The following is an 18655-nucleotide window of genomic DNA, read 5'->3' on the forward strand; positions in this document are numbered from 1 at the left end:
AATGAAAGCGTTGGTTAGTTGAAGTGATCGCCTAGGAACGCGAGCCTAGGATGGCAATCATAATGTCAATATCATACACTGTGAAGAAACGTTCCAGCCATCTGTATGATAGTAAGCATTAAATGTGACAATCAATGTTTATCCTAATATCAGTCATTTACCGCCACGTTTCATCAATAGGGCACATGTCTTTCTTACGCGCGCGAGAAACATAAGGATTCCCTTTAACGCTATAACGTAAATACGCCTCTGTCCATTTCCCTTTATTCGGAATACCGATACGTGGGCCCACTTCAATCTCTCGTGGAAATTTTCGATTTTTGGTATCAATTTTTAATCGTCCTGTGTTCAACTGGCTACCGTCAACAGAACGAGGAATTTGCATCGCAGCCGTTAACTTCCCGGGTCCATTGGTTAACTCATAACCTTGTCGACCCCGATTCCGTTTCATCATTTCAATCCCAGCTTCAGGTTGAATGGCGCGAATGAGAACACCTTCTGGAATGCCTTCTTCTTGAGTCACAAAGTTGATGAGCAGGTGACGGTGCATGACATGTGCGTAAATAGTACCTCCAGCTTGATAGAGAGATTCAACTTTCGGTGTGCGTCGGCCTTGATAGCCGTGTGCAGCGTGATCTTGGAATCCTAAATAAGCCTCTGTTTCAACAATATAGCCACTATAAGTGATTTCAGGTGTCTCATAAATCAATTTGACCCCGAGTAAATTTTGAGCGGTTTGAATCGTTGGTGGGTGAATAAAATCCATGGTCGCCTCCATTTAATTGTGAATATAGTTTTATTTTACCGGAAATTCACATCGCTTTCCAAATACGTCATCGTGCATAATTTGATTTAAAAAATATATAAAAATTATTAATATAGTATAGCAATAAAATTGGAGTATGGTAGACTAGAAGTGAATTACAACTGATTTAAGGAGGTCATTGGATTTGGAGGCACCTAAAGTAGGATTTGTTGAAGCATTTAAATTATATTGGACAAACTATGTGAATTTTAAAGGGAGAAGTCGTCGAAGTGAGTATTGGTGGGTCATGTTATGGCATGTGATCATTACAGTACCTGCTACTATATTAGGATTTATCTTATTATTTATTCCGATTGCAGGATGGATCGTTGCAGCAATTTTGTTTCTTGCTATTGGCTTGTATTCGCTCGCAACCATTATTCCCAATTTGTCATTAACAGTAAGACGATTCCACGATGTCGGTTTCTCAATGTTGATTCCAGTAGTATCATTTGTTGTAGGTATTATTTATAATATCGTTAGTGTTTTCACACAAAAAGACACGTTGTACCAGGATGAAGCAATAGGAGCAGAAGTGAGTTTTATTAGCGAATTTGCATTTATTCCAAACTGGGTCGCGTATACATTGATGGCTGTCAGTATCATTTTGAGTTTAATTTCGTTTATCGTTTGTTTATTAGATAGTAAGGAACAAGATAATCAATATGGTCCATCACCGAAATATGGTCGTCAATATGTAGGGCGTTTTCAAAATGAAGGCCATCATATGGCATACGAAAATTCTACGACAACACCACAAGATGAGTGGCGTGATATTGAAGAAGTAGAAAAGAAAGACGATCCTTATCGTTATTAATTGAAATCATCTAAAGGCTTTTACAGTCATCATGCTGTGAAGGTCTTTTATTATATCAATGTATTCAATAAATAGTAAAAGTGAATGATGAACTAGTCATATCAGTAACACTCATGATGAGCTTGGATATTGATTTAAAGAGATAGGATTTTGGGTTATACATCCGTAGCTTTATTAGTTACATCGATATTTTGTAATTTAAATACGTCATTTTGACAAATATACTTGTCATTTTAATACGGATAAGATATATTCAATGTAAGCTTATAAATAAGGAGTGTGCAACGATGACATTGAAAATTGAGCAAGTGACGAAGAAATTTGGTCAATTTACTGCAGTGAATCAGATTTCTTTTGAACTTGAAAAAGGGAAAATGTTAGGGTTTTTAGGCCGCAATGGCGCGGGTAAAACTACGACTTTTCGTATGATTTTAGGGTTGTCTGAGCCGACTGAAGGACGTATTACATATAACGGTAAGGCAATTGATCACACGATGTACGATCATATCGGTTATTTACCAGAAGAACGTGGTTTGCATCCTAAATTAACCGTAAACGAAGAATTAACTTATTTGGCAACGTTAAAAGGCATGGATAAAGTAGCGATTCTTGAGGCAATTGATTATTGGTTGGAACGCTTCAAAATTACTGAAAATCGTTTTAAAAAAATTGAAGCACTTTCAAAAGGGAATCAACAAAAAGTGCAATTGTTGGCAAGTATGCTACATGAGCCTGAACTGTTGATTTTAGATGAACCTTTTAGTGGACTCGATCCAGTGAATGTCGAGTTATTGAAACAAGCGGTGAAAGATTTGAATGCCAAGGGGACAACGATTATTTTTAGTTCGCATCGTATGGAACATATTGAAGAGCTGTGTGATGCGGTGTGTATTTTAAATCGTGGTGAGATGGTCGTTCAAGGTGACATCCAATCCGTCAAAGAAAGTGTCGGTTATAAACGTGTCGTTGTGGATGCACCGTATGATTTATCGGAAGTAGCGTCACTTCCAGGAGTGTTGGATCATAAAGTCGTTAAAACTGAAAATTTCTTCACTGTGTCAGATGAAACGGTCGCTGAAGCAATCTTTGAAGTCGTACAGCAAAAAGGTTATGCGAAAAGATTTCAATTGATGGAACCAACAATGAACGAAATTTTTATCGAGAAAGTGGGTGATTTAGATGCGTAAATTTGCAGCTACGTTTAAATTGACGTATTTTAAAAAGTTAAAAGCAAGGTCATTTATTATCTCAACGATAATTATGATGTTGATCATTACAGGAGGTGCGAATCTCGATAAAATTGTGAAGTTGTTTGATGGTGGCAGTGAAAATGTGGCAATCGTCACTCAAGACGCAACATTGTATCAACAAGTGAAAGGGCAATTGTCGGCCATAAATAAAGATACGCGGTATGAAAAAATGTCGGAAGATGAAGCTAAAAAGCAAATTAAAAAGGAAGACATTGACCAAGCATATGTGCTACATGAAAATGAGCAACATGCATTGTCAGCAACAATTTTAAGTACATCAACACCTTCTGACACTGAACACGCGACATTACAAGCCGTGTTGACGCAACTTCAAACGCAAAAAATCGCACAAGACCTTGGTTTAAAAGGCAATGATTTACAGAGATTACAGAGTCAAAGTCAAATCGACAATACGATTATTCAAAAATCAGGGCAAGAAAATAGTAGCGCATCTGAGGATGAAGAAGCTTTCGCAAAAATTATTACGATGTCAGGTACATTTTTAATGTTCTTTATCGTCTTTAACTATGCACAACAAATTGCTACAGAAGTGGCTACAGAAAAAACATCGCGTGTATCAGAAATGATTATTACAAGTGTGAAACCGACGACACACATTATGGCGAAAATTGCAGGGGTGTTAGCGCTTGCATTCACACAGATCGTCATCTTAGCGCTTACTTTTGTCGCAAATTACTTTATTTTTGATTTGAAATCGATGTTCAGTTCAGTTAATTTATCACTCACACCACATCTTACAAGATTGATTGTTTTCGGCGTGATTTTCTTAATATTAGGTATTTTAAGTTACGTCGTCTTAGCAGCGATACTTGGTAATTTAACTGCACGTATTGAAGATTTAGCACAGTCATTAATGCCGATGACGTTCTTGATCATGGCAGCGTTCTATGCGGGATATTTTGGTTCATTTAATCCTGACAATTTCTTTATTAATGTGATGAGTTATGTGCCATTCTTTTCACCATTCGTCACTTTTTCAAGATTAGCGTTAACGACGACGCCAACATTTGAAGGGATTATCGCGGTGATTATCCATGTTGTATTGATTGCTGTCTTACTATTCTTAGCAGCGAAATCATATAAAAATGCAGTATTATCGTTTGAAAAAGGTTGGAAAAATGTGTTGAAGCGTGCTTTCCAACGTGAACAATAAAATTTGTGATTCTGAAAGACTATCGGTACATGATGTGCGGGTAGTCTTTTTAAATGATGCGCCGATATTGTTTATGCGATTGTAACGACTTTATAAGAAATTATTACCCACTTGTATGAAGGAAACTGATACAATAGAGTAAAAGTAATATGAGGTGAAAATGTGAACTTTCTATATTCCACAGCAATTTTTATCATAGCGGGGTTGTGTGAAATTGGCGGTGGTTATCTCATATGGCTATGGCTACGTGCGGATCGTCCATTTTGGTTAGGATGGATAGGCGGTGTTGTTTTGATAATGTATGGTATCGTTGCGACTTTCCAATCATTTCCTACTTTTGGGCGTGTGTATGCAGCTTATGGAGGCATCTTTATTGTGATGAGTCTGTTATGGGCATATTGGATTGATAAAGAGCCACCAGATAAATTTGATATTATCGGCGGTGTCGTTTGTATCATAGGGGTTTTGATCATGGTGCTGCCGACGAGAGGGTAAACCTTGGGAGAGAGTAAAGGAGTAAAGAATCGCAATGAATATTAACATTGAACAACAATCTAACGGAATTGAACTTATTAAAATTGAAAATAAGGAAAGTAAAATTGTTTTCATGAATTATGGCGCGCGCATTGTGAGTTGGAGAATTGGAGATAACAACATTGTACTCGGAAATGAAGTGGAAGCAGATGAATTTTACCCATACAATCCATTTTATTTTGGTGCAACGGTCGGAAGATTTGGAGGCCGTATTGCGAAAGGTCACTTTGAATTAAATCATCAAACGTATCAATTGGAACAAAACGATGGTGACAATCATTTGCATGGCGGTGTACAAGGATTGGCTGACCGTCTATTTGACTATGAAATTATTGAAAATGAAGCAGAAGAAAAAGTGAAAGTTCAATTTACGACAACAGTGAAGCAAGAAGAAGATCATTACCCAGGAAATATCGATATTAAAGTTGTCTTCACATATGATGCTTCAAAGACATGGACAGTAGAATATTTTGCTGAGTCAGATGCAGATACGTTGTTTAATCCGATGAACCACGTTTATTTTAATTTAAATCGTGACAATAAAGTCGTTGATAATCATGTGATTGCAAGTGAAAAGTTACAAATGTTTCCTTTAGATGAGTCAGGCATGCCGGTGTTAGAACCAATTGATTTAGCGGCGACAATCGGCAGTCATGAAATTGAACTGACAACGTTATTCAATGCTGACGACGCAGACATTCAAAAGCAAATCACAGCGCGAGGTGGACTGGACCATCCGTTTGAAGTGAAAGCAGGGAAGATGACGATTTCAAACCGTGATTTAGCGTTACATGTTGAGACAGACGCACCTCAAATTGTGATGTACACATTGAATGACTCTGAAGGTTGGAAAAGCCATATGAATATTTATAAGCCACATTCAGGCATTACTGTAGAAACACAAAGTATACCAAACGATATTAACATTTTCGGAGCATCTGCATATTCAGTGTTAGCAGCCCATACACCTTTTTACTCAAAAACAAGCTATCGCGTTGAGCTTAAACCAAAAGACGCATAATTACACTTATAAAACCAATAAAAGAACAAGCTTTCTATTACAGACAGCTTGTTCTTTTTCGCTCATTTGAAAAGTCTCACTTTCGCCCTAAAAAGTGAAGCAACCGAGCGCATTCAATCAAATGTTACTGGTTTAACATTTTTTCTAACACATTTTTACGTTTTTCCGTAAGATATGGATTCTTTAAAGCATATGCAATCCGTGCTTTATTTTTTCTGTCATTATAATAAATGTCATTCAATTCCTGTACGGATAACCGTGTGGACTCAGGTGCACGTTGAACTAAAGACAAATTGCTGTTTGGTGCGACAAATCCCTCTTTAATGACACGGAAATAGCAGCCTGTTTTTCCAGATTTCGACATTTCTTTAACGAGTCGAGGATAACCATATTTGCTTTGAAGTTTCCAACAAGGCTCACGAATTTCTGACACTTCAATAATGGCTTCACCTAAACGGTATTGATCGCCGAAAAAGAGTTCCGTTTCATCTATCGCATAAACGGTAATATTTTCACCAAATAGCGCTGAATCAGGTAATGGATCAATGACATCTTGCCACATCGCATAGTGTGCTTTACTGTATAAGCAAACCGCTTTATCTGGGCCACCATGATCTTTGTACTCTTGCTCGTCTTCCACAAAACCGGTACGAGATAGCCACATTTTGTCGTCAATGGGCTTTTTATTCAAAGCACTTTCCATAGGTCGCCTATCTTCATACTGCAATGATTCGATTTTGCCAGTTGAAATGGCATAAACTGCATAATTCATAGTCATCACCCTCCATGCTCTTGTTACTGTAATTTTAGCGTAATTTGTTGCGTTCGTCATGGTTTTTCGGCGTAAATGTTGTACAATAATGTTAATATGATAAGTCACAATGAAGGAGTGGGCTCATGAGTAATAAAGAACTTAAACTAATGACGCTAGATGAAGCTGTTAGTCGTATTGAAGACGGCATGACAGTTGGGATTGGCACAGGCAGTACGGTAGAGTTACTTGTGCCTAAAATTGCGGAGTTGATTCATGATAAGGGGTATCAATTGATTGGGGTATGCACATCAGAGCGTACAGAAAATCAAGCGAAATCATTGAACATTCCGATTGCACATATTAATGATGTACAACATATTGATATTGCAATTGATGGGGCAGATGAAATCGATCCAAAACTGAACCTGATTAAAGGCGGGGGCGGTGCATTGTTCCGTGAAAAGGTGATTGATACTTTCGCTGACCGATTTATCGTCATTGCAGACCAAACGAAACTGGTTGATTATTTAGGGCAAACCTTCAAATTGCCAGTTGAAGTCGATCGCTTTAATTGGAAACAAATTGCACAGATAATCGAAAAAGAATTCGATATTGAAGTGACGCGTCGTATGGTGGAACATACACCATTTATTACGGACAATGGTAACTATATTTTAGATTGTGCATTGAATCGAGAAATTGATCCATATGAAGTGCATGAATTTTTAATCCATCTTGTTGGTGTGCTGGAGACAGGCTACTTTTTGGATACAGTAGAAGAAGCAATCGTCGGTACAGAACAAGGAATTAAACTGATTAAACTTTCGGATATTCAATAGAAGTATCAATAATGAAGGCTGGGAAAACGAGTAATTCCCAGCCTTTCGCTTTATAGCATTGTCAATTTTGTGAGTTATTATCATATCGAACCATATTTTGTATGACTATCTGACTAACAATGAATAAAATGACCAAGGAAATGCGCGACTAACTTTGCTGTACGTTGATCGATATCGTACTTTGGATTGGTTTCTGCAATGCTCATGGAAGTCACTTTGTCAGATTGTAAAATACGACGTCCCAGTTCTAAAACCGTGTAAGGAGTGAGGCCAAGAACCGCATTTGCACTGACTCCTGGGGCATACGCGCTATCAATGGCATCCATGCAAAGTGTAAATAAAATGACGTCATGCTCATTGATAAAGTGATCTAGCTTATCTTTTACCGGTGGACAAATTTGATCCATTAGCTCTTCTGCAAGGACGTATTGTGTATTCGTCTTGTCAGCGTAATCAAACAGTGCTTGTGTATTACTTGTACGCTGAATACCTAATACGAAATAATCTAAATTGTCATCTTCAGTTAACATTTGATGAAAACTCGTCCCAGAAGTTGAATAATCTTCTTGGCGATTGTCAAAATGCGCATCAATGTTAATGACACCGATAGATTGATTTGGATAAGCTTCACGAACGCCGAGGTATTGTGCATACGCAATATCATGTCCACCACCAAGTAAAAATGTACGTTTATGGTGACGTAGTAATTGTGCAACATATTGACCAAACGCTTGTTGAGACGTTATTAAAGCATCAGCCGAATGTGTCCAGTTTCCATATTCAATAATGTTTAAATCCGTTGAAGCGGGCAATCCTGCGAAGGCGCTTTTAATCGCATCTGGGCCATCTTTTGCGCCAACACGACCCTTATTCAATGCAACCCCCTCATCGATTGCATAGCCAAAAAGTGCGATATCTCCATCTTGAGGTGACTCATTTTGAAGATCGACAAATTGAACTGTTTGAAAATGGCGAAATGCTTGGCGATCTGTCTCACTGTCTAGACGACCTGTCCATAACTTTTGATTTGGCTTTTGATACATAAATCGGTCCCCTTTCATATTCACTGATTTAGTGATAACCCATGTTTCACTTCCATGCTACTATTTTTGAAACAGAAATTCCAAGGAAAAAGTAAGCGCTTTATTTAGAAATGATAAATGAATTGCGCATATACGTAGATTTAGAATAGGAGATAGTGACCGCTTTCTTAAACATGTGTGGACACAATCAATTATTTTATATCTGTTATACTTGAGAACTTTCAACAAATCATCTTACTTATATTACAATTCAATGATATTTAACAGCTACTAATTTATTTCTATTCCATAAATGGTTATAATGTACCTTAGATTCTATGACTTGAAATTCGTCCAACAGACAAAGGCCGCACAAACCTTAACTGGACCACCTCATGCATACGAACATTAATAGTGATTGTTTAATATGGAGGATTTATTATGAATCGAACGCGTATCTCCGGCTTTCAATGGGCATTGACGATTTTTGTATTTTTTGTCTTATCCTATGCAACGCCTTTAATATTACAAGACTTTCAAAAAGCGTCAGGATTCAAATCATTTGTATTTTCTTTAAATTCATTGGGCCCATTTATCGCTGCAGTGTTATGTATATTGATATTTAAAAATAAAAAAGAACAAGTCGCAGGTTTAAAATTCACTATCAATTTAAAAGTGATTGAGCGACTGTTACTTGCCTTTACGTTACCGCTCGTGATTTTTATGATTGGCATGTATAGTTTTAATACTTATGCCGACAGTTTTATTTTATTACAGTCGAAAGATTTATCTGAAACGATTTGGACGATTTTAATAGGTCATATTGTAATGGCATTTTTCATTGAATTTGGTTTTCGTTCTTATTTGTTAAACATTGTTGAAGCAAAATTACCACACTTTTTCTCAAATATAGTTGTCAGTGTGTTGTATTTAATTTGGGATGTCAATACGGCTTTTGGTATGCCTTATACGATGTACAGTGCGATTTACGTTTTTGCATTTTCGATGATTGCAGGTGAATTGGTTCGTGGTACAGGTGGTCGTTCGATTTACGTAGCGACATTATTTCATGCCAGTATGACTTTCGCAAAAGTGTTCTTTTTCAGTGAAGAAATTGGGGATGTTTTCTCCATGAAAGTATTAGCGTATTCTACAGCGGGTGTTGCGATTGTAGTTGTCGTATTAGGATTAATTATGCGTTTATTTTCTCCGCGTAAAAAAGGTGAAGATGATGATACACCAATGTTGATGGATATGACAACAGAAGAAGAAAATGAGACAGTATCTGAAGAGAATGATGAGGTACCGTCTAAGAAAGAAAACGAGACAGTAACCGAAGAAACAATAGAGAAGGAAAATAAATAGCTTTGCTGAAAAACACCTCTTGATATAGGGGTGTTTTTTGTTTTGATACATACTGTTACATTTTATAAGAAAAAGATAAACAACCTACCGATTGCTGAACTGGGCTACGCTTTCCGAGGCGCTGATCCTTCAACTCACCAACGCTTTGATTTTACTGTTACATTTGTAGAAGCGTTGGTGGATTTTGGGAGCAGTACAGAAATCTTATGTGCAACAAAGATTTCGTCGTATTTCCCCCGAAAGGCTGACTAGACTTCTCAACAGCATCAGCATTGAGAAGTCAGACAGCTACTGCGTTAAACAGTAGCCACTATTAAAGTTAAAAGATGTCATTTTGTTTTCACTTTTTCTTCTCTTTCTCCTGATGTGTCTGTTATGCTCTCCAAATTTTAAAATGTCGTGTATTCTCCTTTATTATCATCTCCACTACAAGTTTTATAGTTTTCTTTCTACGTTCCAATAATGACAACATGCGTCGACTAAATCAAAGACGTGTTGATTATATTCGCGCTTTTTTGAGTAATTGAGATAGATTGTTCTTTTAATGTTTGGACGGATTTTAATCGCACTTAGTTGAAAAGTGGAGTATGACTGATAATACATTTGCGGTATGACCGCGTAACCCATACCTTGATGAACAAAGTTGGTTGCTGTCTCGAATCGATCGACTTCCATAATAATGTGTGGTCGTTCATCTAAGCGCGTGAAATAGTCATCGATATGTTTGCGTACTTGGTAACCACGATTAGGTACGATGAGCGGTAAGTTTTTAATCGAGACAGATTTTTGATTCCCAAAAGCGTGAGGTGGTGCGAGTACAACATAATCTTCCCGATATAACGGTAGAGAAATGATACCGTCATGCCGAATTTCATCGTTCGACAAACCTAAATGAATATCAAAATTAATTAACTTTTGGGCTAACTGATTGGGGTCCAGTATTTCAGTAATTTGATAGTGTTGTTCTGGGTGTGCATTTTGGTGCGTTTGGACCACAGTCGAGACCCAACGTGCAGTCGATTCAATAATAGCCATTTTAATTTTCGGTGTTTGACTCATTTTTAGATCATACATTTTTTCGATAGATTGATGATAATGTTTAACGAGTTCGACGGCTTCGTTATAAAATTGAATCCCTTTTTCAGTAATTGAAATTTCTTTTGTTGTTCTTTTCAGCAATTGATAACCGAGATCACGTTCCATTTTTTTAATCGTCGCGGTTAATGACGGTTGACTAATATGTAAGACTTGCGCAGCCTTCGTAAAACTATTTTGGTGCACGATTTCGATAAAGTATTCCAACTGTATAACTTTCATAAAATCCTCCTAATTATAGTTTAAGGTTATAAGTGATTAGTTTATTTATATTAGTTATTAATATCTTAGCATATTACAATGAAGATAGTCAGTGATAGTGTCATTAGGAATGAACAAAATAATGGGAAATGAAAAGCTAAGGGGAGCGGGCCGTTATTTTGTATGAGTACTCATAATTCAAGGGGGAGATGTATTGGGATGAAGCATCAAGCAGTCAAGGGTAACCAGATGTGGCGTTTTTGGGTTTTAAGTTTGATAGGTGTGATTTGTTTCTTTGTACCTTTCCAAATCAATGGTGTACAAACCATTATTGTTGATCATGTGCATTTAGCGATACGTGCAGGACTAAAAAGTGTCATGCCTTATATTGCGCTATTAATGATTTTAATAGGTGCAATCTTACCCATCTATCGAAAAGATTATAAGAAAACGAAAACAGACTTTGTAATCGTCATTGCCAAAGTTTTAGGTGCAGTGATTGGGCTCATGTACGTATTTCATATAGGTCCAAAAATTTTATTTGAAGCACAATACGGTCCGTTTTTGTTTGATAAGTTGATGTTGCCACTCAGTGTTTTAATTCCTGTAGGGTCCATCGCTTTATCATTGTTAGTCGGATATGGATTACTAGAATTTATTGGTGTGTTAATGCAACCGTTTATGCGCAAAGTGTTTAATACACCTGGTGAATCTGCTATTGACGCAGTGGCTTCCTTTGTAGGGAGTTATTCACTCGGGTTATTAATTACAAATCGCGTGTATAAACAAGGTGTGTATAACTACAGAGAAGCTTTGATTATTGCGACAGGATTTTCGACAGTATCAGCAACTTTCATGGTCATTGTGGCGCGTACACTTGATTTGATGCCGCATTGGAATTTATATTTTTGGAGTTGCTTAGTCATCACATTTGTTGTGACGGCCATTTCGACTTATTTGCCGCCGATATCAAAGGCATCGAAAGCTTATTACAATAATCAAACGCGTCCAAAATCACCAAAAGTGGAAGGGTCACGCATTCAACAAGCATGGCTCGCAGTGAAAAAACAATCACATCAGGCGACACCATTGTTTAAAAACATGTGGACACATTTTGCTGAAGGGTTAGAAATGACGGTAGCGATTTTGCCTTCCATTTTGTCCATTGGTTTTATCGGCTTGTTGTTAGCGAATTTTACACCGATCATTGACATTGTCAGTTACATTTTTTATCCGTTCATCTATATTTTCCCGATAGCAGAAAAAGCTTTGTTAGCGAAGGCATCTGCCATTTCGGTGATTGAAATGTTTTTACCATCATTGCTGGTCGTTAAAGCAACGATTGAAGTGAAATTTGTCGTTGCCATTACGAGTGTATCAGCCATTATTTTCTTTTCAGCACTCGTACCGTGTATTTTAGCAACAGAAATTAAAGTTCCGATTTGGCAATTGTTATGTATTTGGTTTATTCGTGTGACATTAACATTATTAATTACAATTCCGTTAAGTCTAATTATTTTTTAAATGAAAGGGAGACGTATTATGGTGAGAAATATTCAAGCAAAAAAAGGTTTAGAAATTGAATGTAAAGGTTGGGAACAAGAAGCTGTTTTAAGAATGTTATATAACAACTTAGATCCAGAAGTGGCTGAACATCCCGAACGCCTTGTCGTGTACGGAGGTATCGGTAAAGCAGCGCGTAACTGGGAAGCGTTTGATGCGATTGTTGATACATTACGCCGTTTAGAAAATGATGAGACGATGTTAGTTCAATCAGGTAAACCGGTCGCCGTATTTAAAACGCATGAAGAAGCGCCACGTGTGCTTTTATCGAATTCTGTGCTTGTACCTAAATGGGCAACGTGGGAGCATTTTCATGAATTAGATAAAAAAGGTTTAATGATGTATGGACAAATGACAGCGGGAAGTTGGATTTACATTGGTTCACAAGGGATTGTCCAAGGTACATACGAAACATTTGCAGAATTAGCGAACCAACATTTTGATGGCTCACTCAAAGGCACGATTACATTAACGGCCGGACTAGGAGGCATGGGAGGTGCGCAACCACTTGCTGTAACGATGAATGGCGGCGTTGTCATTGGTGTAGACGTTGACCCTACACGTATTCAAAAACGTATCGACACACGTTATTGTGATACGATTACACATTCATTAGATGAAGCGCTAGAAAAAGCAGAACAAGCAAGAAAAGAAGGACGTGCGCTCGCTATTGGTTTAGTCGGTAATGCTGCAGAAGTCCATCATGAAATTTTAAAACGTGGCTTCAAAATTGATATTGTCACAGACCAAACATCAGCACACGATCCGTTAAATGGTTACGTTCCTGAAGGCTACAGTTTAGATGAAGCGGCTGCATTAAGAGAAAGTGATCCGGTAAAATATGTCACATTATCCAAACAATCGATGAAAAAACATGTTGAAGCGATGTTACAATTCCAAAAAAATGGTGCAGTGGCATTTGATTATGGTAACAATATCCGTCAAGTGGCATTTGATGAAGGGTTAGAAAATGCGTTTGATTTCCCTGGTTTCGTACCAGCATACATTCGTCCATTATTCTGTGAAGGTAAAGGACCATTCCGTTTCGCTGCGCTATCTGGGGATCCAAAAGACATCGAACGTGCGGACCAATTAATGCGTGAGTTATTCCCAGAAGATGAAAAATTAATGCGCTGGTTAGACATGGCGAGTGAAAAAATCGCATTCCAAGGATTACCGTCAAGAATTGCGTGGCTTGGCTATGGTGAGCGTGCGAAAATGGGCCTAGCATTAAATGAACTCGTCCGTAACGGCGAAATTTCTGCACCTATCGTCATTGGTCGTGACCATCTAGATTCAGGTTCAGTGGCATCACCAAACCGTGAAACTGAAGCAATGTTAGACGGTTCAGATGCTGTAGGGGACTGGGCAATTTTAAATGCATTGATTAACACAGCAGCGGGCGGTTCGTGGATTTCAGTACACCATGGTGGTGGTGTAGGTATGGGTTATTCATTACACGCAGGCATGGTCGTTGTCGCTGATGGTTCAGAACGTGCCGACAGAAGATTAGGACGTGTATTAACGACAGATCCGGGTATGGGTGTAGTGCGACATGCAGATGCAGGATATGAAAAAGCGATTGAAACTGCCAAAACTCGTGGCGTTGATATCCCTATGTTAACTAAGGAGGTAGAAACAGAATGACTTATGATTTACTGATTCAAAATATTAAGGAATTGATTTTACCTGTATCAACAGAGCGTCCGTTAAAAGGCAAAGATTTAGATGAATTGAATGTAGTGAAAAATGGTACAGTTGTGGTACATGAAGGTAAAATTGTCTATTCAGGACCTTATACTGAAGATTATGAAGCGCGTGAAACAATCGATGCATCTGAACGTGTTGTATCACCCGCACTTGTCGATGCACATACACATTTAGTTCACGGTGGCTCACGCGAACATGAAATGGCTTTAAAACGACAAGGCAAATCCTATTTAGAAATACTTGAATCAGGTGGTGGCATTTTATCAACTGTAGAAGCAACACGCCAAGCGACTGAAGATGAACTATTTAACAAAGCTGAGTATGATTTATTAACGATGATGCATCACGGTGTCTTAGCTGTAGAAAGTAAAAGTGGTTATGGCTTAAACAAAGAAAATGAATTGAAGCAATTACGTGTATCTAAACGTTTAGAAGAAAAATACGGTTTGAAAATGCGCCATACATTTTTAGGACCACACGCCATTCCAAAAGAAGCTTCTTCACAAGCAGAGTTTTTACAAGAAATGATTGATTTATTGCCAGAAGTTAAAAAATACGCAGACTTTGCGGATATTTTCTGTGAGACTGGTGTATTTACATTAGAAGAATCGAAACGTTATATGCAAGCGGCGAAAGACCTTGGCTTAAGAGTGAAAATCCATGCAGACGAAATTGATCCGCTCGGTGGGTTAGGCTTAGCGATTGAGGAAGATGCGATTTCTGCCGATCACCTTGTCGCTTCAAGTGATAAAGACAAAGCCAACTTAAAAGATTCAGACACTGTTGCGGTATTATTACCTGGCACAACATTCTATTTGGATAAAGAAAGTTATGCAGATGCAAGAGGCATGCTAGAGAACAACGGTGCGATTGCAATTGCGACAGATTACAACCCAGGTAGCTGTGTCACAAATAACTTACAAATGGTCATGGCGATTGCATCATTAAAGTTAAAACTATCACCAGCCGAAATTTGGAACGCAGTCACAGTCAATGCAGCGAAAGCCATCGACGTCGACGCGGGTACAATCAACGAAGGCGATGATGCGAATATCGTCATTTGGCGCGCACCAAACCATGAATATATTCCTTACCATTACGGTGTGAACCACGTTGAAAAAGTGATCCAAAACGGCCATGTCATCGTTGACCGTAAACCAGGTTTGTTAACAAAAGCATAAGTAAGTGAAGAGAAGCGGCGTGGGACCTTGAAATAGAGGTGGCACGCCGCTTCATCTTTTTATCACGACACGTCTAATATGAGCGTAATGAAATAAGATGAATAGGACCAAAGTCATACATCATACCATCCCCGAAAGCAAAATAACTTTGTTGAGTCACTGATACCAATGAAAGAGAAAAGAATTAAGTTTGCAAAACAATGAAAGCCTCCCGAGGTATAGACGCTGACTGAAATAACACCATTTCATTTTGTTAGTGGCTACTGTTTAACGCAGTAGCTGTCTGACTTCTCAATGCTATCGCTTTTGGGAAGTCTAGTCAGCCTTGCGGGGGCAGTACGGCGAAACCTTTGTTGCACATGAGATTTCTGTACTGCTCCCGAAAATCCAATTTGGCTTCCATCGAGTGTACAATTTAATCAAGCCAAATTGAGTTGAGGCAAGTCATAATGGTAACTGGTCTAAGTTCCCCAAAAAGTGTGATGGTTGGTCGAAGTATGGGTAGTGTGATTTTTAAGATATTAAGGAAGGAGTCAAAGATTGTAAGAACTGGGCAAGACTCCTGAGGCATTAAGTTCAAAGTAAAATGTCGACTTCTAACTTCGATAGTGGCTACTGTTTAACGCAGTAGCTGTCTGACTTCTCAATGCTGATGCTTTTGAGAAGTCTAGTCAGCCTTGCGGGGGCAGTACGACGAAATCTTTGCTACACATGAGATTTCTGTACTGCTCCCGAAAATCCAATTCGGCCTTCAATTTCTATTATCTTCAATCAAGCCGAATTTAGTTAAAGGTTCAGCGCCTCGGAAAGCGTAGCCTAGTGCAGCAATCGCCAGATTATGCCAGAATCAGTTGTCAATATCATACTATGTTCCAAAAACAAACCATCACGCAAAACCTAAAATAATCAACAAATCCCGATTGCTTTGATATAATATAATGAAACAAAAGGGGAATCGGGGGGGACATCAATGGGAAACACAATCCAAAGTTACCTCACAAGTTGGAAAGGACACACTTTCCAAAACATCACAGCAGGCTTACTTGTCGCATTAGCCATGATGCCAGGTGCCATCGCATTTTCATTCATTGCAGGCGTCAGTCCGACAGTCGGCATATTCAGTACCGCGCTAATGCTCATAGGGATCAGTTTTTTAGGTTCAAGAACGTTAATGGTCTCTGCACCAAGTAGTGGCGTGTCTATTGTCGCTGTATTAATCACTTCTATGTATGGACAACGTATGTTAATTGCAGCTATGCTCGTCATGGCGTTATTTCAAATGATATTCGCGTTTTGTCGTGTCGATAAAGCGATACATAAAATACCAGTGCCTGTCGTCGTTGGCTTTATGAATGCGTTAGCGTATTTATTATTCACCTCACAACTGAAACATATATTTGGACATACTCCATGGACGTATCTTTTTGCAGTGCTCAGTTTGGTCATGATACTTTTAATACCTTATCTCACAGAACGTATTCCAGCAGCTTTAATCATGATTATTGTATTATCGATAGTGGCACAAGTGTTTCATGTCGATTTGATTTATGTCCAAGATTTAGCACATATTCATTTCGAAATGCCGACGATAGGGTTGCCTCAAGTTGATTTAACAGGCTGGATGATTTTAGAACTCATCATTTTTGGTTTAATGTTAGCCATTGTTGCGACGATACAAACGAGTTTGACCGCACGAATGGTCGATCAACTGACAGCAACAGAAAGTAGTCTCAATCGTGAATCATTCGGCCAAGGGCTAACGAATTTAATGATTGGATTACTTGGAGGACTTGCTGGAAGTGCGTTAGTGGGCCAGTCAAAATATAATCTCAAATTAGGAGCAACATCACGACTTTCAACTTTGGCAGCAGGTATCGTGATGTTGTTATTTTTAATTTTATTAAGTCAAGTCGTCGGCAGTATTCCAATGGTCGTATTAGCCATTGTATTGACGCGCATTGCGATGAACACTTTTGATCGTCAAACGTTGAGGTATGTCGTGGAGCGACGTTGGGGAGAGTTCAGTATTATGCTGATGACTTTTCTATTGATTGTCATCGCACGTAATTTAGCGCTAGGGGTACTCGTGGGGACAGCGGTTTACTATAGTTATCAACGGTTTCAAAAATATCGAAAAGGATGGGATCAACATGACAGCTGATTTAAAACAATTGATTGCGTGGAGAAGATGGTTTCATCAAAATCCAGAACTTTCAAATGAGGAATTTCAAACAACGAAACGCTTACGAGAAATTTTAGAAAGTTATGATATTCGAATACTCGATTTACCTTTAAAAGTCGGTCTCATTGCAGAAGTGGGCTCAGGGGAAGACATGATAGCGATTCGTTCAGATATTGATGCTTTACCGATTAATGAAAAAACAAATTTAGTTTATCAGTCACAAAATGAAAACGTGATGCATGCATGTGGTCACGATATTCATATGGCATCGATTCTTGGAACAGCGGTAAAACTTAAAGCGATGGAGTCAGAACTTCCTGGACGCGTGCGCATTATATTTCAATCAGCTGAAGAAACGGGAGACGGTGCACCTGCTGTCGTTCAAACGGGTGCATTAGACGGTGCGTTAGCAATTCTAGGTTTTCACAATGCGCCAACGTTAAAAGTCGGTGAATGGCGTGCTAAATCAGGACACTTAACGTCAAATGTCGATCGATTTAACATTTGGATTAAAGGACAAGGTGCACATGCAGCTATGCCACAAGATGCTATTGATCCTCAAATCGTCTTAGGTCAGCTCATTTCAAGTTTACAGACGATTGTTAGCCGTAATGTTGCACCTTATGATGAAGCAGTCGTAACGATTGGACAAATCCATAGCGGTCATACATGGAATGTCATTCCTCAAGAAGCTATGTTAGAAGGAACTGTACGTAGTTTTAAACCAGAAATTCGTGACCAAGTTGAAGAAAGAATGACACAAATTTGCGAAGGATTAGAAAAACAGTTTAATGTGACAATAGAGTTGGATTATCATCGTTTAACTGCATCAGTCGTGAATGATGACGATTTACAACAATTAGCGTTGGAAGTGGCCCAATCTGTTGGTTATCAAGCTGAAGTTTTACCACGTGCACTTACGATTGGTGAAGACTTCTCAGGTTACCAAGCTGTGGCACCGGTACATTTTGCGATGATTGGATCAGATAGTGAATATCCGCTTCACCATGAACAATTTCAACCAGATGAACAGATTTTAGATCAAGTTCCTGATTATTTCGTTACGTTTATTCAACGTTTATGGGATAAATATTTAGGGCGTTGACGGTATCACCGTTTTCATGTATTGTTTAACAGTAAAA

The 18655-nt window shown here is 38.4% G+C and carries 16 protein-coding genes; 12 read left to right on the forward strand and 4 right to left on the reverse strand.

The genetic code is table 11. From position 1 onward, the window contains the following. Positions 1 to 157: 157 nt before the first annotated feature. Positions 158 to 766, reverse strand: coding sequence for a DNA-3-methyladenine glycosylase (locus CCE82_RS03795; protein ID WP_086428102.1), 609 nt, complete (start codon positions 764 to 766; stop codon positions 158 to 160). A gap of 184 nt (positions 767 to 950) precedes the next feature. Here CCE82_RS03795 and CCE82_RS03800 point away from each other — a divergent pair, with 184 nt between their 5' ends. The 5 genes from CCE82_RS03800 to CCE82_RS03820 all read left to right on the forward strand — a co-directional run bounded on the left by CCE82_RS03800 (position 951) and on the right by CCE82_RS03820 (position 5601). After that, positions 951 to 1622: a DUF805 domain-containing protein gene (locus CCE82_RS03800; protein ID WP_206184371.1), complete on the forward strand. Its 672-nt coding sequence runs from the start codon at positions 951 to 953 to the stop codon at positions 1620 to 1622. 287 nt (positions 1623 to 1909) lie between these two features. Next, positions 1910 to 2809, forward strand: a complete 900-nt coding sequence (locus tag CCE82_RS03805) for an ABC transporter ATP-binding protein (RefSeq protein ID WP_086428104.1) — start codon at positions 1910 to 1912, stop codon at positions 2807 to 2809. Next, positions 2802 to 4046, forward strand: coding sequence for an ABC transporter permease (locus CCE82_RS03810; RefSeq protein ID WP_086428105.1), 1245 nt, complete (start codon positions 2802 to 2804; stop codon positions 4044 to 4046). Before CCE82_RS03805 ends, CCE82_RS03810 begins: the two co-directional genes overlap by 8 nt. A 162-nt stretch (positions 4047 to 4208) precedes the next feature. Then, positions 4209 to 4541, forward strand: coding sequence for a YnfA family protein (locus CCE82_RS03815; protein WP_086428106.1), 333 nt, complete (start codon positions 4209 to 4211; stop codon positions 4539 to 4541). Positions 4542 to 4575: 34 nt separating this feature from the next. Next, positions 4576 to 5601, forward strand: coding sequence for an aldose epimerase family protein (locus CCE82_RS03820; protein ID WP_086428107.1), 1026 nt, complete (start codon positions 4576 to 4578; stop codon positions 5599 to 5601). A gap of 124 nt (positions 5602 to 5725) precedes the next feature. Here CCE82_RS03820 and CCE82_RS03825 read toward each other — a convergent pair whose 3' ends face one another. Beyond that, positions 5726 to 6373 (reverse strand): MOSC domain-containing protein, encoded by a 648-nt coding sequence (locus CCE82_RS03825; protein ID WP_086428108.1) that lies wholly within the window; start codon positions 6371 to 6373, stop codon positions 5726 to 5728. A 125-nt stretch (positions 6374 to 6498) separates the two neighbouring features. On the opposite strand from CCE82_RS03825, the gene rpiA reads away from it, so the two are divergent. Next, entirely contained in the window at positions 6499 to 7194 is a 696-nt protein-coding gene (gene rpiA, locus CCE82_RS03830; RefSeq protein ID WP_086428109.1) for a ribose 5-phosphate isomerase A, read from the forward strand. A 113-nt stretch (positions 7195 to 7307) separates the two neighbouring features. Here the strand turns inward: rpiA and hutG are convergent, their stop codons facing one another. Continuing rightward, entirely contained in the window at positions 7308 to 8237 is a 930-nt protein-coding gene (gene hutG / locus CCE82_RS03835; protein WP_086428110.1) for a formimidoylglutamase, read from the reverse strand. A gap of 420 nt (positions 8238 to 8657) precedes the next feature. On the opposite strand from hutG, the gene sdpC reads away from it, so the two are divergent. Continuing rightward, on the forward strand, positions 8658 to 9581 hold the full coding sequence (gene sdpC / locus CCE82_RS03840; protein WP_086428111.1) for a peptidoglycan release complex CPBP-like subunit SdpC: 924 nt from the start codon (positions 8658 to 8660) through the stop codon (positions 9579 to 9581). A gap of 435 nt (positions 9582 to 10016) precedes the next feature. Here the strand turns inward: sdpC and CCE82_RS03850 are convergent, their stop codons facing one another. Further along, entirely contained in the window at positions 10017 to 10898 is an 882-nt protein-coding gene (locus CCE82_RS03850; RefSeq protein WP_086428113.1) for a LysR family transcriptional regulator, read from the reverse strand. A 198-nt stretch (positions 10899 to 11096) separates the two neighbouring features. On the opposite strand from CCE82_RS03850, the gene CCE82_RS03855 reads away from it, so the two are divergent. The 5 genes from CCE82_RS03855 to CCE82_RS03875 all read left to right on the forward strand — a co-directional run bounded on the left by CCE82_RS03855 (position 11097) and on the right by CCE82_RS03875 (position 18618). Next, positions 11097 to 12401, forward strand: a complete 1305-nt coding sequence (locus CCE82_RS03855) for a YjiH family protein (RefSeq protein WP_086428114.1) — start codon at positions 11097 to 11099, stop codon at positions 12399 to 12401. Positions 12402 to 12422: 21 nt separating this feature from the next. Next, entirely contained in the window at positions 12423 to 14087 is a 1665-nt protein-coding gene (gene hutU, locus CCE82_RS03860; RefSeq protein WP_167370960.1) for a urocanate hydratase, read from the forward strand. Further along, on the forward strand, positions 14084 to 15331 hold the full coding sequence (gene hutI, locus CCE82_RS03865) for an imidazolonepropionase (RefSeq protein WP_086428116.1): 1248 nt from the start codon (positions 14084 to 14086) through the stop codon (positions 15329 to 15331). Before hutU ends, hutI begins: the two co-directional genes overlap by 4 nt. 970 nt (positions 15332 to 16301) lie before the next feature. Then, entirely contained in the window at positions 16302 to 17492 is a 1191-nt protein-coding gene (locus CCE82_RS03870) for a SulP family inorganic anion transporter (RefSeq protein WP_086428117.1), read from the forward strand. Further along, entirely contained in the window at positions 17482 to 18618 is a 1137-nt protein-coding gene (locus tag CCE82_RS03875) for a M20 peptidase aminoacylase family protein (RefSeq protein ID WP_086428118.1), read from the forward strand. The genes CCE82_RS03870 and CCE82_RS03875 overlap by 11 nt, the downstream gene beginning before the upstream one ends. Positions 18619 to 18655: the final 37 nt, after the last annotated feature.

This window comes from Staphylococcus cornubiensis, assembly GCF_900183575.1.
Classification (GTDB): Bacteria; Bacillota; Bacilli; order Staphylococcales; family Staphylococcaceae; genus Staphylococcus; species Staphylococcus cornubiensis.